This is a genomic window from Phocaeicola barnesiae DSM 18169 = JCM 13652, assembly GCF_000374585.1.
Lineage (GTDB): Bacteria > Bacteroidota > Bacteroidia > Bacteroidales > Bacteroidaceae > Phocaeicola > Phocaeicola barnesiae.
Genome location: NZ_KB894663.1, coordinates 1 through 12,933 on the forward strand (window position 1 = coordinate 1; position 12,933 = coordinate 12,933).

Below are 12,933 nucleotides of genomic sequence, written 5' to 3' on the forward strand. Positions count from 1 at the left end.
CCATGAAGTACAGACAAAATAAAAATCCCCATAACTCATGGAGTTACAGGGATTTATTATCTTGATTAAGTATAGATTACTTATTCAAAGCAGTAGCAACGTCAACTGCACAAGCTACTGTACAACCTACCATCGGGTTGTTACCGATACCCAGGAATCCCATCATTTCTACGTGAGCAGGAACTGATGAAGAACCAGCAAACTGAGCATCTGAGTGCATACGGCCCATTGTATCTGTCATACCGTAAGAAGCAGGACCAGCAGCCATGTTATCCGGGTGAAGTGTACGACCTGTACCACCACCTGAAGCTACTGAGAAGTAAGGTTTACCTGCAAGAACACGTTCCTTCTTGTAAGTACCTGCAACCGGGTGCTGGAAACGAGTCGGGTTAGTAGAGTTACCTGTGATAGATACATCTACGCCTTCTTTCCACATGATAGCTACACCTTCGCGAACATCGTCAGCTCCGTAGCATTTTACTTTTGCACGAGGACCGTCTGAGTAAGCGATTTCCTGAACAACTTTCAATTCGCCAGTGTAGTAGTCGAACTGAGTCTGAACGTAAGTAAATCCGTTGATACGAGAGATAATCTGAGCAGCGTCTTTACCCAGACCGTTCAAGATACAACGCAGAGGTTCTTTACGTACTTTGTCTGCCTTAGCAGCGATTTTGATAGCACCTTCAGCAGCAGCGAATGATTCGTGACCTGCCAAGAATGCGAAACATTTAGTTTCTTCGCGCAGCAACATAGCAGCCAAGTTACCGTGACCGAGACCTACTTTACGATCGTCGGCTACAGAACCCGGAATACAGAATGACTGCAGACCGATACCGATAGCTTCAGCAGCTTCAGCAGCGTTCTTGCAACCTTTCTTCAGGGCGATGGCGCAACCTACTACGTATGCCCATTTAGCATTTTCGAAGCAGATAGGCTGAGTTTCTTCACAAGTCTTATAAGGATCAAGACCATATTGTTCGCAGATAGCGTTAGCTTCTTCGATGTCTTTGATACCGTTAGCGTTCAAAGCAGCAAGAATCTGTTTGATACGACGGTCCTGGCTTTCAAATTTCACTTCTCTAATCATATGTCTTTTCCTCCTTATATTATTCCTGACGTGGGTCAATATGTTTAACTGCGCCTTGTTCTGCTGTGAAGCGTCCGTAAGTACCTGTTACTTTCTTCAGTGCTTCGTTAGCATCTGTACCTTTCTTGATTTCATCCATGAACTTACCCAGGTGAACGAATTCGTAACCGCAGATCTGATCGTCTTTGTCAAGAGCGATAGTCTTGATGTAACCTTCAGCCATTTCCAGGTAACGAGGACCTTTAGCCAATGTACCGTACAAAGTACCTACCTGGCTGCGCAGACCTTTACCCAAGTCTTCCAGACCGGCACCGATCATCAGACCGCCTTCTGAGAAAGCTGACTGAGTACGTCCGTATACAATCTGCAAGAACAATTCACGCATTGCTGTGTTGATAGCGTCGCAAACCAAGTCAGTGTTCAATGCTTCCAAAACTGTCTTACCCGGCAGGATTTCAGATGCCATAGCAGCTGAGTGAGTCATACCAGAGCAACCGATTGTTTCAACCAATGCTTCCTGGATGATACCTTCCTTCACGTTCAGAGTCAGTTTACAAGCACCCTGCTGAGGAGCACACCAACCGATACCGTGAGTCAAACCTGAGATGTCTTTGATTTCTTTTGATTTAACCCATTTTCCTTCTTCAGGAATTGGAGCTGGACCATGATTAGGTCCTTTCTTTACAACACACATGTGTTCAACTTCGTGTGAATAAGTCATATTCTTTACGTTTTATAAGTAATAAAAAATAAGTATTTCGTAAACCACGAATTAATGAAGATTTTCCTTAATCCACTTGCAAAGTTAGGTGTTTTTATTCAGTTATCCAACGAACAAAGCCTAACTTTTTCGGCTGATTTTAATTTTTTTGCGGATTCAATTTATTTTATACCGGCTTATGATGAAATCTCTTTTCTCTCTCGCCGGAATCCGTTATCTTTGTCGGACTTTCTGACTTTCGGAAAGGATTACCTGTTCATCGCTAATAATAATTAGGTATATGGAAAAAACAAAGATTACGGTAAAGGATGCCGATTTGCGTAAGGGAGCGGAAGCTGGAATGGACGAATTCCTGCAGGTGTTTATCGACAAGTATCTGGAGCTGGCCGGAGAGGAATTGTCTGCGGAAATGATGTCGCTCTTCAATGGTTATCAGCATACGTTGCTGGGATATTATTATTTCCGCCGGGAAGTGCTGGAGGGTGGTTTCGTGCAGCTGATACAGAATGGATACGGACCATATATTTTCGACAATCCTTTTGCAAAGGCGATGCGTCTTTTCGGTGCGAAGGATTTCTCCAAATTGGTGTATGAGGCCAAGAAAATCTACGATGAGAACCGGGAGGATCTGGAGAAAGAGCGTGATGAAGAGGCTTTCATGGCTATGTATGAACAATATGAAGCCTTCGACGATTTGGAGGAACAGTTTATGGATATGGAAGAGCAGGTGACTGCCCAGGTTGCTTCGTATGTGGATGAACACATCGAACAGTTTGCAGCGGTGGAAAGTTAAAAAGTGTTTATTTCGAAAAAAATAGTGGATGAATGTGCAGTATTTGCCTTGATAGCACATTTTAGGAATAGTTTTATAAAATACTGGAAAAACAATTATTAAAAACGAAGAGATAGATATGAAGAAGACAAAGTTGGCAGTTCTTTTTGCTGCATTGGTGAGTGTGTTAGGGTTCACTTCTTGTTTGGATAGCGAAGGTACATCCAATTATCCGCAGTTTCAGGCTGCTGTGACGATTACCGGTGATGCTTTGACCGGGTATACCTTCTTGTGTGATGCCGGTGAAAACATTAAACTTCGTCCGACAACTGCCAGTGCTTCACAATTGAAGCTGGATGGCGTGAAGCGGGCTGTGATGGCTTTTGATTTGACGGAAGAACAGGCTAATGTTACTCAGTTGCAGCCGAACACGACTTATACAATCGTCGTAAATGCGGCTTATTCTTATGGTATTCCGACTTATACAATGGCTGTAGATACTTTGAGTAGCCAGTATCAATCAGCGGGAAATGACTCTATCGCTGTTAAGGGTAAGCAGATTGCATCGGCTGATGCCAATTCTTTCTATGTAAAGAACGGTTATATGACATTCTATCCGAGATTCAATTACGGTACTTCTCCCTTGTACTTCGGATTGTATTATGATGGAGAAAAGGATGTGGATGCAGCAAAAGGCAGTTTGAACATGAATCTGTATTTCAATAATTCTGTCGATGGCTCTTATGCAATGTCTTCTGCAGCTTCTGTCATCAGTATGAAAATGCCTGTGGAACTCTATAGTAAGTTTATGCAGTCAGGAAAAGATTCGATTGACGTAACATTGAATCTGAATGCGTCTACCAACCAGAGTCCGTTGAAATGCCGGATGGCTGTATCCGATTTCATGACTCCGATGGCTTATTGATGCGGATTGAGTTGTAAATAGAAGTCGACATAATTTTCGGGCGGAGGTACTTTGGGGAAGAGTATCTCCGCCTTTTTTGTTCGCCTTTCTTGCGTATGGAAACAGAATCCGGAAATTTGTATCATTATCTCATACTTTTTTTATACATTTGCAATTCTTTCGGAATATGATTAAAATTTTGGTACATTGAATTATAAGGATTTATATAGAAAGGCTATCGGGCTTGTTTCTTCTCCCGCCAAGACCTGGAAAGAAATCAGGGCAAGCGAGGACGGCAGACAAGTTTTGCCTGATTTTGTATACCCTATGATCGGACTGTGTGGATTGTCCGAATTCATCGGGACTTTTATTGGGAAGGATTTTACGGCGGAAGTCATACAGTTGGCGCTGACCCGATGTTGTGCGGTGGCGGTAGCCTTGTTCGGAGGTTTCTTTCTGGCTGCTTACCTGATTGGCAAGGTTGGTTCCCGTTGGTTCGGATGCCGGGCTTCCCGCGAGACGATTCAGCTGTTTGTCGGATATTCCATGGTGGTTACCTTTTTACTGAATATCATCAGCGGACTGTTTTCTGTTCTGATTCTGCATTGGATTCTGCAGGTGTATACGTTGTATGTGGCGTTCGAGGGAGTCCGTGCTTTGTTAGGAGTGGAGGAAAGAAGGCAGACGGGTTATGCAGTGATGGCAACGGTATTCTTGCTGTTCTGCCCTTTTGTGATTGAGTATCTTTTTAATGAATTATCTGTTATTTTGAACTGATGAAACCTGCTACTACAAATAATGCTATCAACATCAAGAACAAGCGTGCTTCGTTCGATTACGAGTTCATCGATACCTATACGGCAGGGATTGTACTGACAGGTACCGAAATCAAGTCCATCCGTCAGGGAAAAGCCAGTCTGGTGGATACGTATTGTTTCTTCTCGCGTGGCGAGTTGTGGGTGAAGAACATGCACATCGCCGAATATTTTTACGGGTCGTACAATAATCATGCAGCCCGTAGGGACCGCAAGTTGTTGCTGACCAAGAAGGAACTGCGGAAATTGGAACGGACTTCGGACGAACCGGGATTTACCATTGTGCCTGTCCGTCTGTATATCAATGAAAAGGGACTGGCAAAGGTGGTGATTGCTTTGGCCAAAGGTAAGAAACAGTTCGACAAGCGGCAGACGCTGAAGGAGAAGGAAGACAAACGGATGATGGACCGGATGTTCAAACATTGATGTCCTTCCATCCGATGAAGAAGTTCCGGGAAAACCGGAAATAACGATGAGTCCGCTCGGAAGAGGGGACTCTACTGGTTAATAGACAGTTAGTAAGCTTATATACATGCAATGAAAATACAAGAGCTGATAAACGAGCGTATTCTGGTGCTGGATGGTGCCATGGGTACGATGATTCAACGATATAATCTGACGGAAGCCGATTTCCGGGGCGAACGGTTCAAGGATGTACCGGGGCAGATGAAAGGGAATAACGACCTGCTATGCCTGACGCGTCCGGACGTTATCGAAGAGATTCACCGCAAATACCTGGAAGCGGGAGCTGATATCATCGAAACCAATTCGTTCAATGCCACTTCGGTTTCGATGGCCGATTATCATACACAGGCTTATTGCCGGGAGATAAATCTAGCTGCTGCCCGTCTGGCACGGAAGGTAGCCGATGAATATTCCGCACGTACCCCACAGAAGCCCCGTTTTGTTGCCGGTTCGGTAGGACCTACCAACAAGACTTGTTCGATGAGCCCTGATGTGAACGACCCGGCTTTCCGGGCGTTGACCTTCGATGCGCTTGAGGCGGCCTATGTGGAGCAGATGGAGGCTTTGTTGGAAGGTGGGGTGGATGCTATCCTGATAGAAACCATTTTCGATACTTTGAATGCGAAAGCTGCTATCCGGGCAGCCGAACTTTCCATGGAGAAGGTGGGCCGGAAAGTTCCTCTGATGCTTTCGGTCACCGTCTCGGATGTAGCGGGACGTACGTTATCGGGACAGACACTTGATGCGTTCCTGGCTTCGGTACAGCATGCCGATATTTTCTCTATCGGTCTGAATTGCTCGTTCGGAGCGAAACAATTGAAACCGTTCCTGGAACATCTGGCGCATCGTGCACCATATTATATCAGTGCTTATCCCAATGCCGGACTTCCTAACAGTTTGGGACAATACGACCAGACTCCCGATGAGATGGCTGCCGAAGTGAAGGAATATATTGATGAAGGGCTGGTGAATATCATCGGTGGATGTTGTGGTACGACGGAGGAATACATCGCCCGTTATCAGCAACTCATAGCCGGTAAGAAGCCGCATGTACCTGCACCGAAACCGGAATATATGTGGCTGTCTGGGCTGGAACTGCTGGAGGTAAGCCCTGCCATCAACTTCGTGAACGTAGGTGAACGCTGTAACGTGGCAGGTTCCCGCAAGTTTCTGCGGCTGATTAATGAAAAGAAATACGATGAGGCGCTGACCATTGCCCGCCAGCAGGTGGAGGACGGAGCGCAGATTATTGACGTAAATATGGATGACGGTCTGCTGGATGCGGCCGAAGAAATGACTACTTTCCTGAATCTGGTGGCTTCCGAGCCGGATATTGCCCGGGTCCCGCTAATGATTGACTCGTCAAAATGGGAGGTTATCCTCGCCGGACTGAAGTGTGTGCAGGGTAAATGTATTGTCAACTCCATCTCCTTGAAGGAAGGTGAAGAAAAGTTCATCGAACACGCCCGGCTCATTAAGCAATACGGTGCGGCGGTCATTGTGATGGCTTTCGATGAGAAAGGACAGGCCGAAACCTTTGCCCGGAAGATAGAGGTTTGCGAACGGGCGTACCGGATTCTGACTGAGGTGGTGAATTTCCGTCCGCAGGATATCATCTTCGACCCGAATGTACTGGCTGTAGCGACGGGTATCGAAGAGCATAACAATTATGCGGTGGATTTCATTGAAGCGGCCGGATGGATTCGCCGGAATCTGCCGGGAGCTCATGTGAGCGGGGGAGTCAGTAACCTGTCGTTCTCTTTCCGTGGGAACAACTATATCCGCGAGGCGATGCATGCAGTCTTTCTGTATCATGCCATCCGTCAGGGAATGGATATGGGAATTGTCAATCCGGCTTCTTCCGTACTGTATACCGATATTCCGACCGACATCCTGGAACGTATCGAAGATGTAGTACTCAACCGTCGTCCGGATGCGGCCGAACGGTTGATAGAAACGGCCGAACGGTTGAAGGCAGAAAAGGAAGGTACATCCGGACAGGCTGCGGTATCTCATCTGGCCTGGCGTGAAGGTACGACGGTGGAAGAACGTCTGCAACATGCGCTGGTGAAAGGTATCGGCGATTTTCTGGATGAAGATTTGCACGAGGCGCTGGAGCATTATCCCAATGCGGTAAGTATCATCGAAGGGCCGTTGATGGCCGGTATGAATCATGTGGGTGATTTGTTCGGTTCGGGAAAGATGTTCCTGCCGCAGGTAGTCAAGACAGCCCGTACCATGAAACGTGCGGTAGCGATTCTGCAGCCTTATATCGAAGCTGAAAAGCAGGAAGGGGCTCGCAGTGCCGGGAAAGTGCTGTTGGCTACAGTAAAAGGGGATGTGCACGACATCGGGAAGAACATTGTCGGGGTAGTGATGGCCTGCAACGGATATGAAATCATCGACCTGGGTGTGATGGTGCCTGCCGAGAAGATTATCGAAACGGCTGTCCGTGAAAAGGTGGACATCATCGGACTGAGTGGGCTGATTACGCCTTCGCTCGAAGAAATGGTACATGTGGTAAGTGAACTGGAACGTGCAGGGATTCATATTCCGGTGATGATTGGAGGAGCCACGACTTCCAAGCTGCATACGGCTCTGAAGATTGCTCCGGTCTATCATGCTCCGGTGGTCTATATGAAAGATGCTTCGCTCAATGCGCCGATAGCTGCCCGTCTGATGAATCCGGATTTGCGCAGCGCGTTTGCCGAAGAACTGGAGAATGAGTATCAGCAGCTCCGGGAGAAGAACGAGACCCGCCGGGTACAGACGGTATCGCTGGCAGAGGCTCAGAAGAATAAGCTGGACTTGTGGAGTTGATTCATTGAATTGAAATATAATTTGTGGGAGGAACCGTACAGACTGAGGAAGGGCTTGTACGGTTCCTTTTTTCTTTTGAGGCATCCATAAGTAAGGCTTTTCCGGTATTGGGAGTGATGAGATTATTGGGGTTGCTGTAGGGATGCCCGGTTCGTGCGTCCGAATTATATGGACTGTCTGGGAGTGCAAGGGGAATCTTTTTCACGCTCTAGAGTCCTGTTTACAAGGAATGTTCTGTCCGTTTGCTTATATTAACTATAAAAATTAGTTTATGAACTATATTTTCTAGTTATTTGCAGAAACAAAAGGAAACGCTATGAAAACATTGACAGCTAAAGAAGAGGAAATCATGGGATTCTTTTGGGAAAAGGGTCCAATGTTTGTCAAGCAGTTGTTGGAACTTTATCCGGAACCACGTCCGCATTTCAATACCCTATCTACCATTGTCCGTGGATTGGAAGAAAAGGGGTATCTGTCTCATACGGCTTTCGGTAACACCTATCAGTATTATGCTTTGGTATCGGAGGAGGATTTCAGCAGAAAGACGCTTCGTGGTGTCATCAGCAAGTATTTCAACAATTCTTTCCTGGGGGCTGTTTCTTCGCTGGTGAAGGAAGAGGATATTTCTGTGGAGGAACTGAAGGAACTTATCCGGCAGGTGGAAGAGGGAAAGAATGATACTCACCGGTAAATCATATCGCTTATGGGAACCTTTCTAGTCTATATCTTGAAATCATCGCTTTGTCTGGCTTTGTTCTACTTGTTCTATCGGTTGCTGCTCAGCAAGGAAACTTTTCATCGGTTCAACCGGATAGCGTTGTTGGGAGTCATGCTGATTTCCTGTCTGCTTCCTTTGGTGAGGGTAACGGTAGACCGGGCGACGGTGGTCAATACTTCTGTCATGCTGGTGGAAGAGGATATGTTGATGTACCCTTGGGAAATGCAGACCGTGGTACAGGAAGAAGCGGCATTCCCGTGGCGGGAATGGCTGGTAGCGGTTTATTTATTGGGAATATTCTTTTTTTTGTTGCGCAATCTTTGGTCGTTGGTGCGTATGCTTTACCTGATTCGCCACAGCCGTTGCCGGCAGATGGAGAACGGTATCTGCCTGGTTGTTCATCAGGCGGGATTCGCTCCTTTCAGTTGGATGAAATACATTGTCATTTCACAGACGGATTTGGATGAGAACGGTACCGATATTCTGACACACGAGGAAGCCCATATCCGGAACGGGCATTCATGGGATTTGTTGCTGGTGGAACTCTGTGTCTGGCTGCAATGGTTCAATCCGGCGGCCTGGCTGCTCAAGCAGGAACTGCAGAATGTACATGAATACGAGGCTGATGAGGCTGTTCTCCGACAGGGGATTGATGCTAAACGATATCAGATGCTATTAATAAAAAAAGCCGTTGGCGCAAGGCTCTACTCTATTGCCAACAGCTTTAATCACAGTTCACTTAAAAAACGTATCACTATGATGATTCGAAAAAAATCCAATCCGTGGGCACGTGCCAAGTACCTGTATGTACTTCCGCTGGCAGCTGTAACGGTTGCCGCTTTTGCCCGTCCCGAAATCTCTGAACCGCTGGATGAGATTTCAAGTGTCAAAGTTAATGATTTGTCGGCAATTACAGGCAAGAATTCGCCGGAAAATCTCTCTGTCGCTGCAACTTCTGCCGCTGATGTGACATTGAAGATGAAAGTGACCGACCAGTCCGGTAGTCCGATTGTCGGAGCAAGTGTCCTCATTGTCAATTCTACCTCGGGAACCCTTACTGATTCGGAAGGCAATTTTACGTTGAAGGTAGGCGATGACCAACGTATCAGCGTATCTTACATCGGTATGAAGTCCGTGGAACTCTCTGTCAAGGAATGTTTGGAAAAACAGATAAAGGAGGTGCGCCTGACTTCGGATGCCGATTCTGGGCCTCAATTGACGGTAGTTTCCCAATCTTCCGAGTCAGCCTCTCAGAAGGCGCCACAGCATAACACTACCTCTGAACCTCAGAATACGGAAGAAGTTTTCATGGTAGTGGAAAATATGCCGGAGTTTCCGGGAGGTATGAGTGCCTGTCTGAAGTTTCTGGCAGACCATGTGGCTTATCCGAAAGAAGCTGCCGAAAAGAAAATACAAGGACGTGTCATCGTACAGTTTGTGGTGATGAAGGACGGTTCTATCGCCAATGCGCGGGTTATACGTTCGGTAGACCCGTTGTTGGATGCTGAAGCTTTGCGTGTCATCGGTCTGATGCCGAAATGGAAACCGGGTACACAACGGGGACAGGCTGTGAATGTGAAGTTTACAATGCCGATTACCTTCCGGTTGGATAAGGACTCTACAGATATGCAACCTGCCTTGGTGGGTAAAGTTATTGAAATATCTGGAGCTACGAAAGAAAACAATCAGAAAGCATTTCATTTTCCGGACGGGAAAGAGACTCCTTTAGTTGTGGTGGATGGCGAGGAAATTTCAGTTTCATCGCTGGAGAAACTTTCTTCCGATACGTTTGAATCCATTAACGTATTCAAGGGAGAAACTGCTATAAACCGGTTTGGGGAGAAAGGTAAAAACGGTGTCCTGCTGATTACTACCAAGAAGAAGTAAGGGTTTGTTTTTCTGAAGCTATTAGCTTATTTTCAGAATGGATGTAACTTCATGAGGTTTAAAGTTTAATTTTACTATACATTATCTGACTATTCAAGAGTTCTACCGGTTTGCTTTGAAAGCAAAGGTACGGTAGAACTCTTTTTACTTTTTCTGTCTTGGCAACTCTTTTCATTCATTGATTGGTGACCGTTTTCCATTCTCCGATAGTGCCCGTTTCCGAGGAGAATACAGCGCCTATCCGGAACAGCTTCCGTGAATCGGTAGCATATTCTCGTGCATAACCTTTGTCCTCAATCTGTTGCAGGGCTTCATCGGCTGTACCGTCCAGCTTGAACTCGAAGATGTAGATATATTGGGGCGTTTCTACGATACAGTCCACCCGTCCCTGGCTCTGCACCTTTTCCACATATACCGTATAGACACTGATTAGCCGCATGATGAGGTAGAAGGTATACTGGAAATAACGTTCCTTCTCCGTCTCGTCCTCTTTGCGCCGCATGGTGTAGGGGATGCTGGCCAGAAAAGAGGTAAAGAGCGTGCATAAGGTGTCCGCTTCTCCAGCTTCCAACGCATCCACCACATCGTCAATCCAGTTGGAGAGCTGTTTTTGGGGTTGCAGGTATGCCGCAACCAGTGCGGTCAGGAATCCGTTCTTGACCTCGTTGTTCGGAAAATCCAGCAGGAACCTGTTCCGTCGCATGTCGTAGTCCTTGATGGTCAGGTAACCGCTCTGATAGATCATCGGCAATGGCCGTTCCACATCGGCCTTATAATCGATGAATTCTTCCGGTGGATAATATTTTCCTGTAAGTTCGTTCATGTTCTCCTTGAAGTGAGCAAGCAGGCGAATCAGATAGGTCGGTGTACCTGAACTGAACCAGTAATTTCTTATATCCATACTATCCAGCGCATTGAGTAGGCTGAACGGATTGTATACGTCGGTCATCTTTTTACTGAAATGGTAACCGTCGTATTGGAGTTTCAAGGTCTGTCGCATCTCTTCCGGCGTACATTGGTTGGTTGCGGCCATCTCGGCCATCTGTTCTGTAAAATACCGGTCCAGTTCTTCTTGTGTAATTCCGCAAAGTGTTTCGTAGCGGGCATCCATGCTGATGTCCTTGGGCTGGTTGAACCCGCTGAATACGCTCACCTGTGAAAATTTGGTGACTCCTGTCAGCAATACGAACTGCAGGTGCTTGTCGGCGGCTTTGAAGACAGAATAGAAAGCCTTGAGTACGTTGCGGTGACGGTCTTCGAGCGTTCCGTCTGTATCGAGTACATCCAGCATCGGTTTGTCGTATTCATCAATGAGTACTACGGCTCTGCGGCCTGTCTGTTCATGGGCGGCGCAAAGCACTTCCGTGAAACGGTCTCCCAACCCCAGTTCTTCCGCATGTCCGGTTAACCCATATTGTTTTTCCCATTCTGAGATGATAAAGTTGATTTTCTTTTCCAGTTCACCGGCGTTCTTGAAATTTCCTCCATTGAAATCCACGTGGAATACCGGATGTACATTCCATTCCTTCTCCAGCTTTTCCATGGCCAGTCCTTTGAACAGTTCCTTGCGTCCCAGGTAGTAATTTTCCAGCGTAGATACCAGCAGACTCTTTCCGAACCGGCGTGGGCGGCTCAAGAAATAGATACCTCCTGAATGGGTAAGGTCATAAACCAAGTGGGTCTTGTCGACGTAGACATATCCGTCTTCGATGATGCGTTCAAAACTCTGTATTCCGATGGGGTATTTCATGGCGCTTCAAATTGGATGATTCATAATCAGTATAGGGACTTTTCCTGTGAAATAAATCCCTGTATCTGCAAAGTTAAGAAATATGTCGGAAGATACATACCAAAATCTTGTGTATTCATTATTCGAAGAATTGAAAATGCATTTCCGGATTTTCAACCTGTTTATCTTTTCCTGTTTTGAATTTGTTTGATTCGGTTTTATATTTTCCGGTGATAATTCAATACCGGAGGCTAGGTAATAAGCAGTGTTTTGTGTATTTTTGTATTCAGGCAAGGTATCGTACTTGCATGTTGAACGCTAAAACTGCCGATTATGGATGCTGTGTTTCATGTGATAGATAAAACGACTTGGGAAAGGGCCATTTACTTCGATTACTATTATCATCAGATCAAGTGTAAGTATAACCTGACGGTAAATATCGATATCACCCGTCTGATGAAAAGAAAGAAGGAACGGAATCTGAAGTTCTTTCCGATGATGCTGTATGCCATCATGAAAGCGGTGAATCAGAATAAGGAATTCCGGATGAGTTTCAATGAACAGGGAGAGCTGGGGTATTGGGGCGAGGTAGTTCCCAGCTATACGCTTTTTCATGAGGAGAACAAGACCTTTACGGATGTGTGGAGCCCCTATCATGCCGATTTTGATACCTTTTATGAGACCGTCGTTCAGGATATGAAAATGTATGGAAGCATAACGGGGGTCATCAAGGCACGTCCCGACCAGCCTAAGAATTTCTGTCCGATATCCAGTCTGCCTTGGTTGAATTTTACAAGTTTCGCACAAGATACCTATACGGAAAGTTCCTTACTGTTTCCTCTCATCAAGTTCGGGAAATACGTTGAGAACGACGGTAAAGTCCTGATTCCGGTTGCAGTCTTTGTCAGCCATGCGGTGGCGGACGGTTATCATACCTGCAAGCTTTTCAACGATATTCAGGAGATTGTAGATACTATGTAGTGTCTTTTCGGAGATATCAAAAAGGTAGCCTTTG

The 12,933-nt window shown here is 46.1% G+C and carries 11 protein-coding genes; 8 read left to right on the forward strand and 3 right to left on the reverse strand.

Annotated elements, in window-relative coordinates; genetic code table 11:
- Positions 1-76: 76 nt before the first annotated feature.
- Positions 77-1,087 carry a GGGtGRT protein gene (locus tag C510_RS0114835; RefSeq protein WP_018712060.1) on the reverse strand — a complete coding sequence of 337 codons (1,011 nt, stop codon included), beginning with the start codon at positions 1,085-1,087 and terminating at the stop codon, positions 77-79.
- A 19-nt stretch (positions 1,088-1,106) separates the two neighbouring features.
- On the reverse strand, positions 1,107-1,808 hold the full coding sequence (locus tag C510_RS0114840) for an iron-sulfur cluster assembly scaffold protein (protein ID WP_018712061.1): 702 nt from the start codon (positions 1,806-1,808) through the stop codon (positions 1,107-1,109).
- Positions 1,809-2,088: 280 nt separating this feature from the next.
- On the opposite strand from C510_RS0114840, the gene C510_RS0114850 reads away from it, so the two are divergent.
- The 7 genes from C510_RS0114850 (at position 2,089) to C510_RS0114880 (ending at position 10,189) form a co-directional block, all read left to right on the forward strand.
- Entirely contained in the window at positions 2,089-2,601 is a 513-nt protein-coding gene (locus tag C510_RS0114850) for a DMP19 family protein (RefSeq protein ID WP_018712063.1), read from the forward strand.
- A gap of 118 nt (positions 2,602-2,719) precedes the next feature.
- The gene (locus C510_RS0114855) at positions 2,720-3,505 is read left to right on the forward strand and encodes a hypothetical protein (RefSeq protein ID WP_018712064.1); all 786 of its coding nucleotides are present in this window, start codon (positions 2,720-2,722) and stop codon (positions 3,503-3,505) included.
- Between the two features lie 186 nt (positions 3,506-3,691).
- Positions 3,692-4,261 carry a Yip1 family protein gene (locus tag C510_RS0114860; protein WP_022339534.1) on the forward strand — a complete coding sequence of 190 codons (570 nt, stop codon included), beginning with the start codon at positions 3,692-3,694 and terminating at the stop codon, positions 4,259-4,261.
- A complete protein-coding gene (gene smpB / locus C510_RS0114865) occupies positions 4,261-4,725 on the forward strand; it encodes an SsrA-binding protein SmpB (RefSeq protein WP_018712066.1) in 465 nt (154 codons plus the stop codon). The genes C510_RS0114860 and smpB overlap by 1 nt, the downstream gene beginning before the upstream one ends.
- A 111-nt stretch (positions 4,726-4,836) precedes the next feature.
- Positions 4,837-7,584 carry a methionine synthase gene (metH, locus tag C510_RS16700; RefSeq protein WP_018712067.1) on the forward strand — a complete coding sequence of 916 codons (2,748 nt, stop codon included), beginning with the start codon at positions 4,837-4,839 and terminating at the stop codon, positions 7,582-7,584.
- A gap of 316 nt (positions 7,585-7,900) precedes the next feature.
- On the forward strand, positions 7,901-8,275 hold the full coding sequence (locus C510_RS0114875; protein WP_018712068.1) for a BlaI/MecI/CopY family transcriptional regulator: 375 nt from the start codon (positions 7,901-7,903) through the stop codon (positions 8,273-8,275).
- A 12-nt stretch (positions 8,276-8,287) separates the two neighbouring features.
- Positions 8,288-10,189: a M56 family metallopeptidase gene (locus C510_RS0114880; RefSeq protein WP_018712069.1), complete on the forward strand. Its 1,902-nt coding sequence runs from the start codon at positions 8,288-8,290 to the stop codon at positions 10,187-10,189.
- A 175-nt stretch (positions 10,190-10,364) separates the two neighbouring features.
- Here the strand turns inward: C510_RS0114880 and C510_RS0114890 are convergent, their stop codons facing one another.
- Positions 10,365-11,939: an ATP-binding protein gene (locus C510_RS0114890; RefSeq protein WP_018712071.1), complete on the reverse strand. Its 1,575-nt coding sequence runs from the start codon at positions 11,937-11,939 to the stop codon at positions 10,365-10,367.
- Positions 11,940-12,251: 312 nt separating this feature from the next.
- Here C510_RS0114890 and C510_RS0114900 point away from each other — a divergent pair, with 312 nt between their 5' ends.
- Positions 12,252-12,899 (forward strand): CatA-like O-acetyltransferase, encoded by a 648-nt coding sequence (locus C510_RS0114900; protein WP_018712073.1) that lies wholly within the window; start codon positions 12,252-12,254, stop codon positions 12,897-12,899.
- Positions 12,900-12,933 lie beyond the last annotated feature (34 nt).